We start from the raw sequence: 19,681 nt of genomic DNA, 5'->3' as shown, positions 1-19,681 counted from the left end.
GCCCGTAGAGTACTTAAAACGCTACGGGACACTCATAATTGTATTGCTTACATCGGTAAGTTGGAGTGAGGGTTCGCTGGCTAATGAGACGCTTAGGGTAGGGGTATACCACAACCCTCCTAAACTATTTGCTGACGAGCAGGGGCAGCTCAGGGGCGTATTAGGCGAGCTTTTAGAAGCGATGGCTCAGCAAGAGCAGTGGCAGCTTGAAAGCCGTGCTTGTGACTTCCAAGAGTGCTTAACACTATTGGAGCAGGGCGAGATTGATCTTCTGCCAGATGTGGCTTGGAGCGAAGAGCGCGCCCAGCGCTTGGCGTTCCATAGTGAGCCGGTAATGCACAGCTGGTCACAGCTCTATCAGTCTAGCGATAGCCAGATAGAGGCTATTCTTGATCTTGAGCAGAGCCGCATCGCAGTGGTTGAAGGGTCTATCCAGCAGCAATATTTAGCATCCATTACCGAGCGATTTAATATTGCTGTGACGTGGCTGCCGGTAGACAGTTTTGCAGCGGGTTTTCAGGCAGTGGCCAATGGCAGTGCAGAGGCTGTAGCAACCAACCACCTCTTCGGCGATTGGCGGGCGCGTGACTATGGACTGCACAAAACGCCCATTATTTTTCAACCCTCTCGGCTATTTTATGCTGCTTCTCCCCAGCTCTCGACCCACGTGCTTGAGCGTATTGATTCTGTCCTGCTGAGCTGGAAGGACGATATGAATTCGGTCTATTACAGGACGCTCAGCGCATGGCGTTCGCCCTCGTCTGGCGCGCTTGTGCCTAAGTGGCTGTGGTGGTTGGTTGGCCTACTGTTATGTGTACTGGCGGCCACACTAGGCGCTGCTTTGTTACTCAAACGTCGTGTTGCGATCAATCATGCACGTCTCTCAACAAATGAGACTTTATTAACCACTATTTTGGATAGCGTTGACGCCTATATTTATATCAAAACGCCAGCGATGAAATATCGCTACGTTAATCGTCAGATAAGTGAGCTATTTAATCGCCCAGTCGAACATATTATCGGTAAAGGTGACGATGAGTTCTTCGACACGGCCAGCGCGGCAGGGATGGCTGAAGTGGATCGCCAAGTACTGGCCTCGGGAAAAAAAATGACCGTGGAAGAGCACAATGTACTGAAAGGAGAAGAGCGAGTTCGCACGTTTCTATCGATTAAAATGCCGCTTAAAATGGCCCCAGAGGAAGCGCCCTGCCTCTGCGGTATTTCTACGGAGTTAACGGAATATCTCGAAATGCAGTCTAGAACCCATCATCTTGCGTTTTACGATGCGCTGACGGGTCTGCCGAACCGCCGTTTACTCTTAGAATCGCTTGCCGAGGTTACCGATCCCTCTGGCGGTGCGTGTGGGCATAGTGCGGTCTTGATTGTAGATCTGGATAATTTTCGCTTAGTGAATGATATACAGGGGCACGAAAGTGGTGATCAACTGCTGATTAACGTCGCTCAGAAGCTACAGCAGCGGCTTACCGGCGACGCCACGTTAGCGCGTTTTAGTAGTGATGAGTTTGTTGTGCTGCTGAACGGTTTAGGAGAACAGCAAAGCGAAGCGGCAGCCAATACCGAGAAGTTAGCGCGCCAACTACTGGAAGCGGTTGCCCAATTGCGCAACGATCGAGCGTTACCCATCAGTGCCAGTATTGGTATTACGCTATTTAACAGTGTTGACCATGGCATGAACGGCGTGCTGCAGCAGGCCGATATGGCGCTACAGCAAGCAAAAACCGCCGGTGGTAATACGCTGCGCTTTTTTAATGTTGATATGCAAACCAGCGTTCTGGAGAGAGCTAGCCTAGAGGGTGATTTACACCAGGCACTAGCCCGCAACGAGCTAGCGCTGCACTATCAAGTTCAGATTGACCATCAGGGGGTGACTACCGGTGTAGAGGCGCTGCTGCGCTGGTATCACCCCCAGCGGGGTTGGGTTTCCCCAGGCACGTTTATTCCTCTGGCCGAAGAGAACGGGTTGATTGTACCTATCGGACGCTGGGTGCTGCAGTCTGCCTGCGAACAGTTGGCTAAATGGGCTGAGCAACCGTCGTATGCTGGCTTGACGATCTCCGTTAACGTTAGTTCGGTGCAATTTCAGCAACCAGAATTTATCCGCGATGTGGAAGGGATACTGGCCCAAACGCAAGCTCCCCCTGGGCGTTTGGTATTAGAGGTGACGGAAAGCCTACTGATGCGTGAGCCTACCCGAGTGCGTAATACCATGTTGAAGCTACGCGCCCAGGGTATCCGCTTTGCGCTGGATGATTTCGGTACTGGTTACTCATCGCTTAGCTACTTAAAACGCCTGCCGTTGGATGAGCTGAAAATAGATCAGTCCTTTATCCGCGAACTGCTCACTGATAAGGCCGATGCAGCGATTGTCGATACGACGATTTTGCTGGCGGTCAGCTTAGGACTGACCGTAGTTGCAGAGGGCGTTGAGAAAAAAGAGCAGCTCAACTGGTTGAAAGGCCACGGTTGCTATCGCTATCAAGGCTATCTATTTGGGCGACCTACGCCTATTGATTATCTTTTTGAAGCTTATTAAAAAGCCCGCCCAGGGGTGAGCTGGGCGGGCTGTGCTTTCTCATTTCCTACTATAGTGGCTAGCCAAACAGGGCAAAGCTCTCCGCATTGAGCCACATATGAACCATAATACTGGCGATATAGCCCAGCAGAATCACTGGCGACCAGCGTAGGTGGCCCATGAATGTATAAGAGCCGCGCGCTTGCCCCATTACCGCCACACCAGCAGCCGATCCAATTGACAGCAAGCTACCGCCCACGCCCGCTGTCAAGGTGATCAGCAGCCAATGCCCGTGGGACATATCGGGTTCCATGGTCAGGACGGCAAACATCACCGGAATGTTATCCACTACCGCGGACACGACCCCAAGAGCAATATTCGCCCAGGTAGCGTTCCAGCCGGTGTAGAGTGCTTCCGACAACAGCCCCAGGTAGCCCATAAAGCCTAGGCCGCCTACGCACATCACAACCCCGTAGAAGAACAGCAGCGTGTCCCACTCCGCCCGGGCAACACGGTTGAACACATCGAAAGGTACCACGCCACCCAGCTGCTCCAGCTTCTTATTATCGCCCAGGCGGCTATAGCGCTCACGCTTACGTTCCAGCGAGCGGGGTAGGCTTTGGCGCAGGTAGTAGCCAAAAAACTGCAGGTAGCCCAGGCCGGTCATCATACCCAGTACCGGCGGGAGGTGTAGCAGCGTATGGCACAATACCGCTGTGACGATGGTGAGCAGGAAAAGGGCGATAATGCGCCGTGCGCCGCGCTTGAGCTGTACATCTTCATAAACACTGCTGGGCTTTTGGTCTTTAATAAACAGGCTCATTACCACTGCTGGTATGAGGAAGTTCACCAGCGAGGGGATAAACAGGATAAAGAACTCCTGGAACTGAATAAGCCCTGCTTGCCAAACCATCAGTGTTGTAATGTCACCAAACGGGCTAAAGGCACCGCCTGCGTTTGCCGCCACGACAATATTGATACAGGCAAGGTTAATAAAGCGTTTATCGCCTTCGGCTACTTTAGTGACGACTGCACACATTAGGAGTGCGGTGGTTAAGTTGTCGGCGATGGGGGAGAGAACGAAGGCGAGGCCACCGGTTAACCAGAAAAGCGTCCGGTAATTAAAGCCTTTACGAAGCATCCAAGAGCGCAGTGCATCAAATACCCGGCGCTCTTCCATGGCGTTGATATACGTCATGGCAACCAGCAGGAACAGCATTAGCTCGGTAAACTCCAGAAGCGTCACGCGGAATGCGTACTCCGACGTATCCGACATGCCGTTCTGAACATATACCCAGCCAATGAGTCCCCAAATGATACCGGCAGCCACCAGCACAGGCTTAGATTTGCGCATGTGGATCTTCTCTTCCGCCATGACCAAGGCATAGGCCAGGACGAAGATGACCACCGCAAAAAAACCAACCGCCGAAGTGGTTAGATCGATTTCGCCTGTCACGGCAAACGCTGCTGGACTAACAAAAAGTAGTAAGGATGCTAACAAAAAAGGCCAGCAACGAGTATCTCGAGGCTGGCCTGGGTCACGATGTAACGTCAGCATGGCGTGTTTATCCTTATAGGGGTTAAAAGAAAGGGGGAATAAGCGACGCCAGTTTAACAAGCTATATTGCGTTGCAATACGGAATAAAACCGAATGAAAGTCGTTGATAAGTAAGTTATTACGTCTTTTTTTTGGAAATTATCCGTTTCGCTAATAGTAAATTCTGCTAGATACTGTAAAGAGTTAATTCTTCCCTGTTAGTTAGACGATAGTCGCCCCAGCGCGCTTAATAACCGAGCTGTGCAGGCGCTATTGGCATATAGAGCTAGGATAACAGAGAGCGGGATGAACGCTAGCAGTCGGCAAGTATCGCACAGGCAGGTGGCGGTCAGGGCCGCTACCTGCCTGGTGGGAGAGTGTGACCCCAGAGCGCTACGCTATTACAACGAAGCGGGCTTCGAGCTTCCTGACCATGAGCGTTAAAACACAGTAAAGCTCAGTGCAATATAAGCTGCGTAGCCACCCAGCAGCGCGGTGCCTTCCCAGCGCGATAGGCGCATACCGGTATAGAGAAACAGTAGCAGAAGGCCCGCTGAGCCTAGCATCACCCACTGGTCGAATTGGCTTACCCGCTCGGCAACCGGCAGCGGCTGGAGAAAAGCGGAAATACCCAGGATGCCAAGCAGGTTAAAGATGTTGCTGCCGAGAATATTGCCGACGGCAACATCGGCATGGCGGCGTAATGCGGCAATCACCGATACGGCCATTTCAGGCAGCGAGGTGCCAACGGCAACGATGGTGAGGCCGATCACCGCTTCGGAAATCCCTACTGCCTGAGCCAGGCCAGTTGCGCCGTATAGCAGCAGCTGCGAGCCGCCAATCAGCATAGCAAGACCAATGGCCAGGGCACCAATAATGGTTGCCGTAGAGCGAGGAACGGCGGAAAGCTCATCGGCTTCGGCGCTGTGCATCTCAGCTGCTGGCAGTGGTTGATCACGCTCGGTTCGGTAGGCCCAAATAAGATAAGTAGTGAGTGATGCCAGCAATAGCGCTGCTTCCCAGCGGCTTAACGCACCGCTCCATGCCAGCACGATGAACAGCAGGCTAGCGGCTACCACCACTACCCCATCCCGACGCAGGGCTAGCGGATGGACACTCATCGGGCAAATAGCGGCACATAACCCCAAAATAAGCAGGATATTGCCGATATTGCTCCCCACGATATTGCCCACGGCGATATCCGGTTGCTCTCGAATAGCGGCATCCACCGAAACCACCAGCTCCGGGGCGGAGGTCCCGAAGCCTACCACCACTAAGCCAGTGAGCAGTGGTGTGACCCCTATACGCTTTGCGCCAGCCACGGCGCCGCGAATCAATGACTCCCCTCCTAGAAATAACAGCACAATACCGGCTAGCAAGCTTAACCCATACAGCATGTGTCATATCCTTATTGGTCGGCTCAGCTATATGCTAAGCGTAGGCTTATTACATTAGCTGGCTTCAGTATGGCTGCAAAGCCCCTGACAAGGCCTTTATGCGCGCAGTGGGAAAGTGGGGTAAGCCTCAAGCAAGGTGATCAACTCGTTGCATACAAAGCGCGGCTCTATCCACTGCTCCAGGTGCCCGTGAACATAGTGCAAAAAGCGTTGGGCCGACTGCGGCAGGCGCTGGTCGTTACGCACAATAAACTGCCAGTGGCTCTCAATGGGCAGTCCTTCAACGGGGAGTACCGTCAGCTCAGGGTGCTCGTTTGGCAGTACATGTTCCGATAGGACGGCAACTCCCATATTCGCGGCAACGCCCACCCGAATGGCCTCGTTGCTGGCCATTTGCAGGGTTTTACGCATGGTCAGGCCATGCTCCTGCAGCCAGCTCTCCAGCAGCATACGCGATGCGGAACCGGGCTCACGCAGCAGTAAGCGTTCATTCAGCAACTGCTCCATGGCTACCGTTGAGCATTGGGCGAGAGGGTGGTTGGCGGCGGCAATAGCCACCAGCGGATTACGCATAAAGCGTGCCGCCACCGCATGGGCAAGGGCGGGTGGGTGGCTAAACACATAGAGGTCATCCTCCTGGCGCTCAAAACGCGCTAGCACTTGGCGGCGGTTACCGATATTGACCGTCACATCCACCTCTGGAAAAGCTTGGCTGAATGGCCCCAGCAGGCGTGGTAGCACGTATTGCGCGGTGTTCACCAAAGCAATGCTGAAACGCCCCTTACTGCCGTACTGCAGCTCACTTAGCTGATCGGCAAAGTCGTCAAAGCGGCCGAGCACATCGCGGCTGGCCTGATATAAGGCTTGGCCAGTAGCGGTCATGGTTAAGCCTTGGGCGTGATGCTCAAGTAGCGGGCTGCCAACCGCATCGCTCAGCCGTTTTAGCTGTTGCGACACCGTTGGCTGGGTGAGATGGAGCTGGCGTGCCGCCTCGCTAATAGAGCCGTAACGCACCACGGCAACATACACTTGCAGTAAGCGGAACGTTAAGTGACGAATATTCATGTGCCAGCCCTCTCTTGTCAGCGGTGTTCAGCAGTCTGTATAGATAATTATCTATGTTTTTTATGCAATATATTATTAGTTATCTAGCAGTGTCGCCCGCAAAATGCAGCTTTCTTTAAAACAACGGAGCGGTAGCGATGCCAGATATTGTGGTGATGTTCTTCCTGCTAGGGCTATTGGCAGGTGCAGTGAAGTCTGACCTGCAGGTGCCTAAGGCCACCTATGACACACTCAGCTTGCTATTGATGCTGACCATCGGTTTGAAAGGTGGTATGGCGCTGTATGGCAATCTGCACTGGGGTCTGGTGCCTGAGCTGTTAGGGGTTGCGCTACTCTCTGCGTTGATTCCGCTGCTATTGATGCCGGTACTGCGCCGGTTTGTGCGCCTCTCTGCCGCCGATAGTGCCAGTATTGCTGCCCACTACGGCTCGGTGAGTGCCGGTACCTTCGCGGTGGCGCTTGCATACGTAGAGGCGCGCCAACTACTGGTAGGTAGCGAAGTAACACTCTACTTGGTAGCGATGGAACTGCCCGCGATTATGATCGCCATTGCCCTCTTTAGGCGTCACCAAGGCGCGGCGGTAAAAGAGAGCACTAGCAAACTATGGCACGAAACCTTTACTAACCGCGGCGTGATTCTACTCGCTGGCGGCGTAGTGATCGGCGCGCTCTATGGCCCGTTCAAGGGGGAAGAGGTGACAGCACTCTTTACCGGAGCGTTCAAAGGCGTATTGGCGCTGTTCCTGCTGGAAATGGGCTTAACCGCCGCGCAAACCCTGCGTCCTATGCCGTGGCACCATTGGCGGCTGGTGACTTTTGCTCTGGTCACACCGCTATGCTTATCGCTACTCGGGATTTTGGTGGGAGCGTTGGTGGGGCTGCCGATAGGGTCGGTGGTGATTTTGGCAGCGTTAGCAGCAAGCGCTTCCTACATTGCCGCTCCGGCCGCCATGCGCGCTGCTATTCCCCAGGCCAATATTGGCCTAGCAATGCTGGCATCGCTAGGCATCACTTTCCCGCTGAACGTTATGCTGGGTATCCCGCTCTATCATCAGTTGATCGAGTGGCTACTGGTTTGATAACGCAAGGTGGTTCGCTGGGCGCTTGACTAAGCGCCCAGACACAAAAAAAGCACCCGTAGGTGCTTGATTTGTAGGGGTGTCTGGTGGAGGCGGCGTCCCCCTTTGAGCGGTATCACACCATGCTATGCTGAAGCCGTAACCTGCTGAACCCCTTGTGTTTCCTGGCTTTCCTTGTCTTGTGGCGTATCAAGAAATATCACCCTATGCTATCTTTTATGGCTAATAGGTTGGCTAATGGGATGGCGTATAGGGGGAAAGGGTAATGCCAAAGGTAGCGAAAGAGTTAAGCGCGGCTGAAGTGAAGCGGATAGACCGCCCCGGCTTCCACCCCGTAGGGGGAGTGCCCGGCCTGCTGTTACAAGTTAGTCCCGGTGGTGGGCGTTCGTGGGTATTGCGCGTGATGGTAGGCCAGCGCCGCCGTGGCTTTGGGTTGGGGAGCTTCCCCGCCGTTTCTCTTGGTGACGCCCGCAATAAGGCCCGAGAATTACGCGAAAAGCTGGCGCAAGGTATCGACCCGGTAGCAGAGCGCCAAGCCGCCCGCGCCGCCCATATTGCCGCCCAAGCCAAGCGCCTGACGTTTCGGGAAGCGGCTGAACAGTATCACGCCACCAAAGAAAAAGAGTTCCGAAACGCCAAGCACCGTAAAGACTGGATTGGCTCGCTAAAGCGTTACGCCTTTATTCATATCGGGGAAGTGCCCGTTGGTGATGTGGAATTGCCCCACGTCCTGAAAGCACTGGAGCCAATATGGGAAAAGAAAACCGAAACCGCGACCCGTGTTCGCCAGCGTATTGAGAGCGTGCTGGCGTGGGCTGCTGTGCGTGGCTATCGCAATGGTGATAACCCGGCCCGCTGGCAAGGCAACCTTGATGCAGTGCTGGCTAAGCCCGCCAAAGTAGGAAAAGGCAAGCGACACTTCCCAGCCTTGCCGTGGCAGCGTGTCCCCGAGTTCCTGCAAGACTTACGCACCCGTGAAGGCATGGGCGCTAGGGCGCTGGAGTTTGCCATTCTGACCGCCGCCCGGTCTGGTGAAATACGCGGTGCCACTTGGGATGAAATCGACCTGAGCGCCAAGGTGTGGACTATCCCGGCTGACCGCATGAAGGCAGGCAAGCCCCACCGAATACCGCTATCACCCGCCGCTGTTACCCTGCTGGAAGCGTTGCCCCGTATGCAAGGCCAGCCATTGGTATTCCCGGCGGTGCGTGGGGGCAAAATTAGCGATGTGACCATATTGGCCACCGTGAAGCGGATGAACGCCACCAAAGAGAAGGAAGGCGGCGAACAATACACGGATCCCACCGATGGCCGCCCGGTGGTGCCCCATGGTTTCCGCAGTGCGTTCAAGGATTGGGCGCGCAACCGTTCAAGCTATCCCGATGAAGTCAGTGAATTGGCGCTTGCCCACGTCAATAGCGACGCCACCCGCGCCGCCTATGCCCGTGATGAATTGCTGCCCCAGCGTACCAAGCTGATGACTGCATGGGCTGACTACTGCGCAGAACCGGCCAAGGCCAGCGCCAGCGTTACTGCTATTCGTAGGGAGGCGTAACGATGAAAGCGCTAGAGACGGAAGAATATAAGCGCCAGCTAGACATGCTGGATGAAGAATGGCGGATCCATGAAAAGCTTGAAAAGCTTACGCCCGAGCGTCAAGCACAGAAAGAATACGCATACGCCAAGCTTGAAGCGCGTAATGCCTTGGGCTGGGATGAAGGCGACATTGTAGCGGGCTTGATTTATCGCTGGCTAACAGAGCGTAACCCCTACCATATTGACCTTGCTGTTATGTACTGTCACCAGCATGGCCTTATGCCGCCGCCGGTGCTTTGGCGTTACATGGGTGAAGTCGCTACCAAGCGATTTAATGGTGAAGCGCCAGCCGGTACGCCAGCAAAAATAACTAAGGAGCAGACAAAAACCAATGCCATGATATTAATGGCCAATCTGATATTTTATGGAGACACTATCGAGGCCGCCGCAAGCAAAGCCGCTGCCTACTATGTTAGGCACAAGGCCAGCACACTCCAAAAAGAATACGTTAAGCGATGGCGCAAGCCTTACAAGAGGTCGTCCCTTCATCCTGATGAGTTAAAAAAGGCCGCTGCCACCCTTGGCATGGAAGTTGACCTGAGGGACGTGCCAATACCGCCCGCCAATCTGGAAGAAGAACACTTCCAAAGATGGAGAGAGCAAGGCTTCATTCCCGATGAATGGCGTGAACAGTGGTGCCAACTGCGTGAACAACTACCTGAAGCGGATCCTGACCTGAAGGGGGAAAGGCGCTAGAGGAAAAAAAGGATTCTGTTTTTTCCCGTCCAATACAGAAGCTTAAAAACGATGATGCGTAGCGAACCCATAAGATATGAGGTAAATCGCTATGCCCCACTATACCTACCTGACCGTTCGCCAAGCCGCCGCCCGTCTAGCGGTGTCGGTGCCCACCGTATGGCGTTGGGCGCGTGAACGCCCTGACTTCCCGAAACCCCACCGACTTGGCCCCAACTGTACCCGCTGGCGCTTATCTGACCTTGAAGCATGGGAAGCCCAGCGCGGGGAGGTGGTGTCATGAGCCGCCGCTTAATTCGACTAGCCGCCGCCTTGGCAAAAGGCCCCGTTACCCGTGAACAGGCTGACCGGATAGCGCCAGCCAGTAATGGCCCCCACTTTATCGGAGTGTTGCGCCGCAAGCTGGAAATTGACCTTGATTGTGACCGCGTACCGTTTACGACAAAAGACGGGGAACCGTCATGGTATGGCCGCTATACGCCCACCCGAGAGGAACGCGCCAAGCTGATGGCGTTTGTGATTGAGCAGGGAGGTAGCCTTGATGACTAGCGCAGAAAATAGCCCCGCTGTGGCTGCAACCACTGGCGAGGCCCAAGATATTACTTCACCCGAAAAGAATAGCACCGTTACCGCCGCCCTGACCATTATCACGTCAACGAAACCGGCACGGTTGGCTAAGTGTTACCGGCTGGCTAATGATGGCGAGCTGGTGAAGGATCCAGGCGGGGATATGTCACAAGGCAGCGCCGCCGTTGAAAGCGTGGATAGTCTGGCGACCTTTGCCCGTTTGCTGCAATCGCTCAAGACCAACCAAGCGCTGGCCTATGGCCGCCCTGAGCGCATGAATACCGGGCTGGTATCTAAGCGCCGCTGGCTGGAAGCGGGCCGCCCTGATGATCCTATCCCCCGCAGTAAGGAGCATTTTTCATGGCCTGCTGGCGCTGGTGTGATGATGGCCGATTATGATCCCGGCGATGGTGCGAACACGCTTTCCCGTGATGACCTGCTGGCTTGCCTTCATGAAGTCGTGCCCGCATTGGCTGACGTTGGCGCGCTGTGGTGGCCTTCATCGTCTAGCCATATTGTGAACACGGAAACCGGCGATGATTTAACCGGGCTGCGTGGTCAACGGCTGTACTGGCTGGCGCTGGATGCCCGAGATATTGAGCGGGCCGGTAAGGCGCTGCAAACCTACCTTTGGGCTGCTGGCCATGGTTGGGTAGAAGTTGGCGCTGCTGGCCAACGGTTGAAGCGCACCCTGCTGGATGCCAGCGTTTACCAAGCCAACCGGCTGGACTTTGCCGCCGGTGCTGAATGTATCCCGCCGCTAGAGCAACAGCGAGGCGAGCCGGTGCCCGTTGGTGGTGTGGTGGCTGTGCTGGATACCCAAGCGGTAATCCCCGACCCGGATCCCGCTACCTTGGCCGCTGCTGAAAAAAATAAGGTAGCGGCAATGCTTGCCGCCAAGCCTGGAGCCGATATGGTGCAAGCGGACTATATCGAAACCCGCGCCAGCGAAATGGCAGGCAGTGAGGCCAGCGACGAAACGCTAGAGCAGAGCCGGGAAACCGTAAAGCGCGCCCTGAGTAATGGCGTATTGGCCGGGGACTTCCCCATCATGCTGGTGGCTGACAATGGCAGCCAGCAAGCGCTAACCGTTGGGGATGTGCTGGATAACCCTGAGCGCTATCACAATAGCCTGACGCTTGACCCAATCGAACCGGAATACCAAGGCGGTAAGACGGTGGGCAAGCTGTATCTGATGGGTGCTCGTCCGCGTCTGTATTCGTTTGCTCATGGCGGTAAAACGTACAAGCTGAGCAGGCCGCCCGCCCGAGTAGAGTTGGTCAGAGGGCGTACCGTGGAAGCGGTGGAGCAAGTGCTGGCTATCATGCGCCGTGCCCCGGATGTGTTCGACTTTGGCGGGCCGCTGGTGAACGCTACCGATGGTCGCGTTTATCCACTGGATGAACACGCCCTGAAGCATTGGCTTGGTGGTGCTATACAATTCTGGCGCTGGCATAAGCTGAATAACGGGAATCATGTGGAGGTGCTAGAGGATCCCCCGGTAAGCGTGGCCAAGGCCCTGCTATCCCTTGGTGAGCGCCGCGCGTTGAAGCCGCTGAACGCCATTATCACCGCACCTACCTTGCGCCTTGATGGCTCGCTGCTGAACCGCCCCGGCTTTGATGAAGCTACCGGCCTGCTGTTAGAGGCGGAAGGCGACGAAATCCACCCGGTGCCCATGCACCCGACCGGGGAGCAGGTCGAAACGGCGCTAGAACGCCTGATGAAGCCGTTTGCCGACTTCCCGCTAGTAGGCCCCGTAGATAAGGGCGTTTTGCTTGCTGCGCTACTGACAGCCGCCGTTCGCCCCGTTCTACCCACCGCGCCCGCCGTTGGCTTTGACGCGCCCACTCAAGGCAGCGGTAAGACCCTGCTAGCTAAGTGCGTGGCTGTGCTGGCGCTGGGGGAAGTGCCTACGATATGGCCGCATACCCACGCCCGCGATGATGAAGAAATCCGCAAGCGTATCATGACCATCCTGATGACCGGCACCCGTGCGGTGATATGGGATAACGTCATTGGCGTATTTGATAGCGCCGCCCTGGCTGGCGCGCTGACTTCCCAGCATTACAGCGACCGCATACTAGGCAAAACTGGCCATGCTAACGTGCCCAATAAAGCGCTTTGGCTGCTGACCGGTAATAACCTGACGTTGGCCGGGGATTTACCGCGCCGCGTTCTCAAGTGCCGTATTGATCCCGAAACGGATAGACCCTTTGCCCGTCAATTTGACCTGGATCCCGAGGCGTATTGCCAGCACCACCGCCAACGGATGGTAGCCGATGCCCTGACCGTTATTCGTGGCTGGCTGGCGTCTGGTGATGCGCCAGCACCGGGAAACATGGCGAGCTTTGAAGCATGGGACTTGATGGTAAGGCAGCCGGTGGCATGGGTAGCCCGTCATTTTGACTTGCTGGGGGAGTATACCGACCCGATGGAAGCGGTAGATGCTGCCCAAGCGGCTGACCCTGAACAGGAACAGTTAGACGCGCTGCTGTGCGCGCTGGCTGATGTGTTCGGTGCCGATCCCTTCACCGCTAAGGAGGTGAAGAAGATCCACGATAACTATCACGACCCCCAGCTAAAAGACTTCGCCTTGCCGGATGCTGAACAGGCATTGGCGGAAACCATAACGGAGTTCAAGACAGCAAGGCAGCTAACAGTTCGCACGGTAGGGAATATACTCAAGTTCCGAGCTGACCGCGTGGTTAATGAAAGGCGCTTGCGTAAACGCAATGGTCGGGGAGGCGTTGCCGCTTGGGTAATTGAGAACGTCTAACATCTATTATCTAAAATGGTTGCTTTGGTAAGTCTGGGGAGTCTTGTTTCTACCGTCATGAAATAGCCACCCAGAACCTTTAAAGATACCTATAGCAAAACAGGGGAAATCTAACCAATCAGACTCCCCAAACCACTCAAAAAACCAGCATGAGGTAAAAAGCCATGACACGCTTCAATTCACAAGAGTTAACCAACGCCGCCCGCAATGGTGAGGGCTATCGACATCTAACGCCCGCACAAGCCTGGAATGCAGATACCCAAGGCTTTACACAAGAACAACTAACTCACCCATTGCCACCGCTTTTGACATTGGTTTTTGAATTGGCAGAACGTAAACAGCGCGCTGATTTTAATGAACCAGCGAACGACCCCAGAGCCATGTACAATGCCGCCTTTGATGAAGCACACCCGCCTTATGTTCGTTTGCCAGTACTGAAGCAGCTGCGTGAAGGTATCATGAACCACTTGCTTGGTTTGGCTCCCCCTGGTGTGGATTATTCAGACTATGGGCGTTTCAGCTTAGCAGAAGTAGCCCATATTTTTGACACAACAGAGGATAAGCTGCTGGCGCTAGCTGAGGCTACGGGGACGGCTGACCGGCTGCGTGATGGTAGCATTTAACGCAAATTTCCCGACTATAAAAGGAACCGGTGCCATGAGCCACAATCCGCGCCGCTTTATCCGGCCTGTTCGCCTAATCGTTTCTGTAGAGGCTGACACCGTGGCCAGTATCGACCGCCTGATGAAGTATGGCCGCCAGCATGGCCACCGGAACCGGGCGGAGTTTGTTAGACGTGCGATTGAAAGGGAACTAACCCGCTGCCAGTCTGATGATTTTCACACCCCATAAAAAGGGTGATGCTTTCCTGACACATAGAGCACACGGCACCTGATTACCATCCCAATGGCAGGTGCCGTGATGATTTTCAGAGCAGTACGCATGGCTTATTCATGCTAATCTTAATTTGCGATAGAGCGCTATGAATTTTAGATCCAAAACGGAGAGCTAGATGAAAAAATTATGGATTGTGCCAGCTTTGGGAATAGCCTTAGCGGCCTGTGGCGGCAAAGAGCCAATCGGTATGAATGAAGCTAATGAAATTGCGGCGCTTTCACAGGATGCAGAGATACACCAAGAAGCATTTGCTGAGGCAATTCGTGAGCTTAGCACTAAAGAAAAATGTAGTGCAGATTTTATGCGAGATTATGGTGGTTTTATGCGTGTAACCGGTGAAAGATATTATTTTTTATATTGTGGAAAGCCTGAAAATATAAGTCGCAGATGGTACTTGGATCCCGTAACTGGAACACTGACCAGAACGGACGCAGAACTATAATTTGAAGGTATTTTTCGCCTAGTTGCTCAACGTCTAAAGTAGAGCAATTTAGAGAGCCTGCAGCAAAACAACACGGCTGTAAAACAGCGCCCTTACTAAGTTTTCACTAAGGGTTCACAGCGCCCATGATGGCGCTGCTTTCGTTTGTATGGCTGACGCTAATAGGCTGATGATGTGCTGGGAATAGGCGGCTGATGTGGTGCCTTTGGTTTCCCTGTTCAATTCCCAAACCCGGATTTGAACCGGCGTCCCTAGCACGTAATTGAAAAAGCGCCAGCATGGTGGATAAATCGGTTTCGATTTTGGGTAGGCAAGCGCCAGCCGCCTTACAAGCGAAGGTAAAACATGCCTTAGGTATGGCTTTGGGGGATGGCTAATAGGATGGCTAATAAACAAAAAAAGCACCCTTAGGTGCTTGATTTGTAGGGGTGTCTGGTGGAGGCGGCGGGAATTGAACCCGCGTCCGCCAGCACGCGCCCATTGGCTCTACATGCTTAGATTCCGTCATTTGCTTTAGCGCGACTGACTCCGACGGTCAGGATTCAGCCACGCGAGCCTTCTAAAGTTTAACGGTTGACGAGAAGACACCGCCAACCGCGGTCCTATCAGCTTTAGCTCATATCCCCGCAGTGATGAATAGGCACATCACCTTGGGGCCAGACAAGAAGCTAGCAGGGTTTAAGCTGCCAGCGCGCCTTGAGCGTAGTTTTCGTCGTTTGCGACTATTTTTCGTGATGTGGTATTTACGAGATACATCACGCTCTCGGCATGCACCGCAGGGTTTGTCACCGGCGTCGAAACCATGTCGCCCCCTTAGTCAGAGCCGCATTCTAACGTGCTCATCGCTAATTGACCAGTTATGCCTTGTTATGTTCCCGCATAATTCGACCTTTTTGGCGATTCCAGTCGCGGTCCTTCTCAGTGGCCCGCTTGTCGTGGATTTTCTTGCCGGTTACCAACGCCAGTTCGCACTTCACCTTGTTACGCTTCCAGTAGAGCTTGAGCGGCACGCAGGTGTGCCCCTTGTCCTGGGTGACCGAAAAGATTTTGGCAATCTCTTTACGGTGAAGCAGCAGCTTGCGCGTGCGCGTGGGGTCGGCGATTTCGTGGGTGCTGGCCGTGTTGAGCGGCATGATGTGGCTGCCCAGCAAAAACGCTTCGCCGTTGCGGATTAAAATGTAGGTATCGGTGAGCTGCGCCTTACCGGCGCGTAGGCTTTTCACTTCCCAACCCGCCAGCGCCAAGCCCGCTTCGAAGGTTTCGTTGATATGGTACTCAAACCGTGCCTTCTTATTCTGGGCAATGACACTGCTGCCGGGGCCCTTACTGTTACCTTTCTTAGTGGCCATGGAACCTCATCGTTGATCTGTCAGTAGCATCCCCCTTCGTTATGTGGGGAGGCGTGATACCATTCAAGGTCTGAAAAAATGTTTCCCATGATACGCTTTGGGCACTGTGAAGTCAGCGGAGAGGTCAATGCCAACGGTTAATCGTACCGCCTTGGTGCGGCACACCCCCCAACAAATGTTCGATTTGGTCAATGACTTCGAACGCTACCCCGAGTTCCTGCCGGGGTGCCGGCGTGCGCGTTTGCTTGAGTACGACGCCGACCATCTCATTGGTGAGATGACCTTAGGGCGCGCCGGGGTGGAGCAAACCATCACCACTCGTAACGACCTGTTTGCCCCCGAACGCATCGAGCTGTCGCTGGTAAAAGGACCGTTTAAGCAGTTGAAAGGGCGATGGCTGTTTACGCCCATGGGCGAAGATGCCTGCAAGGTGAGCTTGGAAATGGAGTTTGTGTTTGCCAACCGGCTACTCAGCATGGCGTTTGGAAAGCTGTTCCAGCAAATTGCTGGGCAGCTGGTAGATGCTTTTACCAAGCGCGCTGACGAGATGTATGGCCGATAACCTGCTGAAGGTAGAGGTCGCCTTTGCTCTACCGCACAAGCAGCGCATCGTCGCACTCGCGGTAACGGAAGGCACTACCGCACGGCAAGCGGTCGAGATGGCCGATTTGCCCAGCCTGTTCCAAGAAGTGCCCAGCGACATTTTTGCACAGGCGCCGCTGGGTATTTTTGGCAAGGCCATTCGCCACCCGGAAAAAGAGCCGCTGCGCGAGGGCGACCGTGTGGAGGTGTATCGCCCGCTGCAGATCGACCCGAAGGCGGCCCGCCTAGAGCGGGCCAAGCGTCAGGCCAAAGAGCAGTAGCCCGGCGCTTACTCGCCAGTGATGATCGGCTGCGGCTCGGGGGCGGTTTCCGGCGTGGGCGTTCGCTGGCTGGGCAGTGCATCTAGCGGGTCGGCACCTTCAACGGCTGGCCCCATACCGCGGTCTGTGCTCACCGGCAGGTCGCGGGATAGGTCTCCCTCCTGCTCAATGTTGACCAGTCGGCTCGCGTCATCAAACGTGAGCGTGACGCGGCGCTGCTCAACACCTTCATAGGCTTTATCGATGCGGTAGACGTAGTCCCATTCGCGGGAGTCGAAGGGCGCTTCCAGCAGCGGGCGGCCCATTACGTAGGCTACCTGCTCTTGGGTCATGCCCGGTTGGAGCTGGCTAACCATCTCCTGGGTGATCAGGTTGCCCTGAGGAATGTCGCGCTTATAAACGCCGACATAACTACAGCCGCTGACAACGGCCAGGGCGACGGAAAGGGTAATGATACGAGTCAATTTTTGCATTTGAGCCTGTTCTTCACTATCGTGGTTTCGGTCGATGATACCCGACCTAACCTGTTACTGCGAAGAGCAACCATGGCCGATCAGAACCATGAACTGCGCAAAGCCGGGCTGAAAGTGACCCTGCCGCGCGTCAAGATCCTGCAGATTCTCGAAAATGCTTCGGGCCAACACCACCTTAGCGCAGAAGAAGTGTATAAAACACTGATTGATGCGGGCGAGGATGTTGGCCTGGCAACCGTCTACCGCGTATTGACTCAGTTTGAGTCAGCGGGCCTTGTGATTCGTCACAACTTCGACGGTGGCCATGCGGTCTTCGAGATGACCCAAGAGGACCACCACGACCATATGGTGTGTCTGGAAAGCGGTGAAATCATCGAATTCGTCGATGACATCATCGAGCGTCGCCAGCAAGAGATCGCCGAAGAGCACGGCTACGAGCTAGTGGACCATGCCCTGGTACTGTACGTACGCCCCCGCGGGTCGGACGTGACACGCCAGGACAGCGGCCCAACGAATCGCAAATAGTGAATCGTTAAGCACAACGCTGTGTAAAAAACGCCCCCAAAGTGCGAGTGAAAGTTTCACTGGCGCTCTGGGGGCGTTTTGTATCCAACGGAGGCTTGGGGTAGGGCGCGCCGTTGGTAGATCAGTGGGGTGGGCGCTGGCTGGCGTAGAGCATTTCCCGTGCATGGGCCAGGGTTTGGTCGGAGAGTGTGATACCCCCTAACATGCGCGCCAGCTCGCTGATCCGGCCGCGCTCGTCCAGCAGCGCCATATGGGTTTGGGTGGTATCCCGCTTGGCGCGTTTTTCTATGTGTAAGTGCTGGTGCGCTTGGGCGGCCACCTGGGGTAGGTGGGTCACGGTCATTACCTGGCCGTTTTCCCCGAGTTTACGCAGCAGCTGCCCGACGATTTCCGCCGTTGCCCCTGAGATACCCACGTCCACCTCATCGAAGACCAGGCTGGGAATCGTTGAGTGCGAGGCAGCCACTACCTGAATCGCCAGGCTAATGCGCGACAGCTCACCGCCGGAGGCAACTTTGGTGAGTGGCCGTGCAGGCTGGCCAGGGTTGGCGCTAATTAGAAACTGAACGTGGTCCAGGCCTTCCGGCGAGGGCGTTTCGCGGGGAGTCACGTCCACTTCAAAACGTGCTTTGCCCATCGCCAAAAACGCCAGCTGCTGCTGCACCTCTTTACCCAAGCGCACAGCGGCCTTTTGGCGTGCTTCGCTCAGCTGCTTGGCCTCGCTGCGGTAGCGCTCACGGTACTCAGCCACTTGGCTGCTTAACGCCTCTAAATCATCGTCGCTGGCTTCCAACTGCGCCACTTCCTGTTTAAGGCGGGTGTGCAGTGCGCAGATCTCTTCTGGGGCGACGTGGTGCTTGCGGGCAATGCGGTGCACATCGCCCATGCGCTCTTCCACCCACGCCAAGCGCTCAGGATCTAATTCAGTGGTGCTGGCCAAGCGGTGCAGCTCGCTGGCGGCCTCTTCTACCTGAATGCGGGCGTCGCTGAGCATGGTGAGCGTATTGGCAAGCGTGCCTTTATCGCTGCCGGGTAGGGCGCTGAGGTGGGCGTACGCCTGGTTGAGTAGCGACAGCGCGCCGCCTTCATCGCTTTCACAGCAGTCGGCGGCAAACTGGGTTTCTCTTAGCGTCTCTTCGGCGTGGGCCAGGGTGTGCTGCTCCTCCTCCAGAGTTTGCAGCTCGCCTTCGGCAAGGCCTAGCTGGTCCAACTCCTCGACTTGGTAGCGCAGCAGTTGGCGCTTGGCCTCCACCTCGCTGCCCTCTTCACTGAGCTTTTTCAGCCGTCGGCGGGCGCTGCGCCACTCGCGAAAGGTCTCGGCAAGCTGCTGGCTGCGTTCGCGCAGCCCGGCGTAGTCATCCAGTAGCGCTAGGTGCGTCTCTTCCCGCATTAATGCTTGGTGGGCATGCTGGCCGTGAATCTGAATCAGCTGTTCACCGAGAGATTTTAAATCCGCGATCGTCACAGGGTGGCCGTTAATCCACGCCTTGGAGCGCCCGTTGGCGGTGACCACTCGGCGCAGCAGGCACTCATCGGCGGGCAGTTCGCGGGCTTCTAGCCACTCAGTAGCGGCGGGCAGGTGCTGGATATCGAAACGGGCGGAGAGGTCGGTGCGCTCGCAGCCGTGGCGCACGCTGCCCGCATCGGCGCGCTCGCCCAGGCAGAGGCCTAGGGCACCCAGCAGAATGGATTTACCCGCCCCGGTTTCCCCGGTAATGGCGGTCATGCCACGGGTTAAGTCGAGTTCAAGGCGGTCAACGATAGCGTAGTCTTGGATCGCAAGCTGCGTAAGCATAAGGCCTCCTGAGGCGGTGCGGCACAGAAGCTGGATACTTATCCAATAATTGTTGTTTTATACAGTAGTCGATAACTCACTTCAATGC

Annotated in this window: 19 protein-coding genes and 1 other RNA gene; 13 read left to right on the top strand and 7 right to left on the bottom strand. The window is 55.4% G+C overall.

The window, feature by feature from the left end:
* The first annotated feature begins 34 nt into the window (after window positions 1-34).
* Window positions 35-2,554 carry an EAL domain-containing protein gene (locus tag LG300_RS14350; RefSeq protein ID WP_404378044.1) on the top strand — a complete coding sequence of 840 codons (2,520 nt, stop codon included), beginning with the start codon at window positions 35-37 and terminating at the stop codon, window positions 2,552-2,554.
* 58 nt (window positions 2,555-2,612) lie between these two features.
* On the opposite strand, the gene nhaD is transcribed toward LG300_RS14350, so the two are convergent.
* From nhaD to LG300_RS14335, 3 genes are all read right to left on the bottom strand, one after another.
* Window positions 2,613-4,091 (bottom strand): sodium:proton antiporter NhaD, encoded by a 1,479-nt coding sequence (nhaD, locus tag LG300_RS14345; RefSeq protein WP_404375987.1) that lies wholly within the window; start codon window positions 4,089-4,091, stop codon window positions 2,613-2,615.
* Window positions 4,092-4,510: 419 nt separating this feature from the next.
* Window positions 4,511-5,467 carry a calcium/sodium antiporter gene (locus LG300_RS14340; protein WP_404375986.1) on the bottom strand — a complete coding sequence of 319 codons (957 nt, stop codon included), beginning with the start codon at window positions 5,465-5,467 and terminating at the stop codon, window positions 4,511-4,513.
* A 96-nt stretch (window positions 5,468-5,563) separates the two neighbouring features.
* Window positions 5,564-6,532, bottom strand: coding sequence for a LysR family transcriptional regulator (locus LG300_RS14335; protein WP_404375985.1), 969 nt, complete (start codon window positions 6,530-6,532; stop codon window positions 5,564-5,566).
* Window positions 6,533-6,669: 137 nt separating this feature from the next.
* On the opposite strand from LG300_RS14335, the gene LG300_RS14330 reads away from it, so the two are divergent.
* From LG300_RS14330 to LG300_RS14290, 9 genes are all read left to right on the top strand, one after another.
* Window positions 6,670-7,611: a sodium-dependent bicarbonate transport family permease gene (locus tag LG300_RS14330; RefSeq protein ID WP_404375984.1), complete on the top strand. Its 942-nt coding sequence runs from the start codon at window positions 6,670-6,672 to the stop codon at window positions 7,609-7,611.
* Window positions 7,612-7,876: 265 nt separating this feature from the next.
* Window positions 7,877-9,166: a tyrosine-type recombinase/integrase gene (locus LG300_RS14325; RefSeq protein ID WP_404375982.1), complete on the top strand. Its 1,290-nt coding sequence runs from the start codon at window positions 7,877-7,879 to the stop codon at window positions 9,164-9,166.
* A gap of 2 nt (window positions 9,167-9,168) precedes the next feature.
* The gene (locus tag LG300_RS14320; RefSeq protein ID WP_404375981.1) at window positions 9,169-9,903 is read left to right on the top strand and encodes a hypothetical protein; all 735 of its coding nucleotides are present in this window, start codon (window positions 9,169-9,171) and stop codon (window positions 9,901-9,903) included.
* A 91-nt stretch (window positions 9,904-9,994) separates the two neighbouring features.
* Window positions 9,995-10,186: a helix-turn-helix transcriptional regulator gene (locus LG300_RS14315; RefSeq protein WP_404375980.1), complete on the top strand. Its 192-nt coding sequence runs from the start codon at window positions 9,995-9,997 to the stop codon at window positions 10,184-10,186.
* Window positions 10,183-10,452, top strand: a complete 270-nt coding sequence (locus LG300_RS14310) for a hypothetical protein (protein ID WP_404375979.1) — start codon at window positions 10,183-10,185, stop codon at window positions 10,450-10,452. The genes LG300_RS14315 and LG300_RS14310 overlap by 4 nt, the downstream gene beginning before the upstream one ends.
* On the top strand, window positions 10,445-13,249 hold the full coding sequence (locus tag LG300_RS14305) for a hypothetical protein (RefSeq protein ID WP_404375978.1): 2,805 nt from the start codon (window positions 10,445-10,447) through the stop codon (window positions 13,247-13,249). The genes LG300_RS14310 and LG300_RS14305 overlap by 8 nt, the downstream gene beginning before the upstream one ends.
* A gap of 164 nt (window positions 13,250-13,413) precedes the next feature.
* Window positions 13,414-13,872: a hypothetical protein gene (locus LG300_RS14300; protein WP_404375977.1), complete on the top strand. Its 459-nt coding sequence runs from the start codon at window positions 13,414-13,416 to the stop codon at window positions 13,870-13,872.
* 34 nt (window positions 13,873-13,906) lie between these two features.
* Entirely contained in the window at window positions 13,907-14,101 is a 195-nt protein-coding gene (locus LG300_RS14295; RefSeq protein WP_404375976.1) for a hypothetical protein, read from the top strand.
* 160 nt (window positions 14,102-14,261) lie between these two features.
* On the top strand, window positions 14,262-14,588 hold the full coding sequence (locus LG300_RS14290; RefSeq protein WP_404375975.1) for a hypothetical protein: 327 nt from the start codon (window positions 14,262-14,264) through the stop codon (window positions 14,586-14,588).
* A gap of 433 nt (window positions 14,589-15,021) precedes the next feature.
* Here LG300_RS14290 and ssrA read toward each other — a convergent pair.
* Both ssrA and smpB read right to left on the bottom strand, forming a co-directional pair.
* Window positions 15,022-15,401, bottom strand: a transfer-messenger RNA (tmRNA) gene (gene ssrA / locus LG300_RS14285).
* Window positions 15,402-15,445: 44 nt separating this feature from the next.
* On the bottom strand, window positions 15,446-15,937 hold the full coding sequence (gene smpB, locus LG300_RS14280) for an SsrA-binding protein SmpB (RefSeq protein ID WP_404375974.1): 492 nt from the start codon (window positions 15,935-15,937) through the stop codon (window positions 15,446-15,448).
* Between the two features lie 127 nt (window positions 15,938-16,064).
* Between smpB and LG300_RS14275 the strand changes: the two genes are divergently transcribed.
* Both LG300_RS14275 and LG300_RS14270 read left to right on the top strand, forming a co-directional pair.
* The gene (locus LG300_RS14275; RefSeq protein ID WP_404375973.1) at window positions 16,065-16,499 is read left to right on the top strand and encodes a type II toxin-antitoxin system RatA family toxin; all 435 of its coding nucleotides are present in this window, start codon (window positions 16,065-16,067) and stop codon (window positions 16,497-16,499) included.
* Entirely contained in the window at window positions 16,489-16,800 is a 312-nt protein-coding gene (locus tag LG300_RS14270; RefSeq protein ID WP_399843962.1) for an RnfH family protein, read from the top strand. The genes LG300_RS14275 and LG300_RS14270 overlap by 11 nt, the downstream gene beginning before the upstream one ends.
* 8 nt (window positions 16,801-16,808) lie before the next feature.
* On the opposite strand, the gene bamE is transcribed toward LG300_RS14270, so the two are convergent.
* Window positions 16,809-17,273 carry an outer membrane protein assembly factor BamE gene (bamE, locus tag LG300_RS14265; RefSeq protein ID WP_404375972.1) on the bottom strand — a complete coding sequence of 155 codons (465 nt, stop codon included), beginning with the start codon at window positions 17,271-17,273 and terminating at the stop codon, window positions 16,809-16,811.
* A 72-nt stretch (window positions 17,274-17,345) separates the two neighbouring features.
* Between bamE and fur the strand changes: the two genes are divergently transcribed.
* On the top strand, window positions 17,346-17,798 hold the full coding sequence (gene fur, locus LG300_RS14260) for a ferric iron uptake transcriptional regulator (protein WP_016915905.1): 453 nt from the start codon (window positions 17,346-17,348) through the stop codon (window positions 17,796-17,798).
* Between the two features lie 121 nt (window positions 17,799-17,919).
* Here fur and recN read toward each other — a convergent pair whose 3' ends face one another.
* Complete coding sequence (gene recN / locus LG300_RS14255) at window positions 17,920-19,593, bottom strand: DNA repair protein RecN (RefSeq protein WP_404375971.1); 1,674 nt, start codon at window positions 19,591-19,593, stop codon at window positions 17,920-17,922.
* Between the last annotated feature and the right edge of the window lie 88 nt (window positions 19,594-19,681).

Source organism: Vreelandella aquamarina (assembly GCF_044805175.1).
Classification (GTDB): Bacteria; Pseudomonadota; Gammaproteobacteria; order Pseudomonadales; family Halomonadaceae; genus Vreelandella; species Vreelandella aquamarina_B.
The sequence above is the reverse complement of the archived record's forward strand: the minus strand, read 5'-3'. Positions and strand labels throughout refer to the sequence as shown.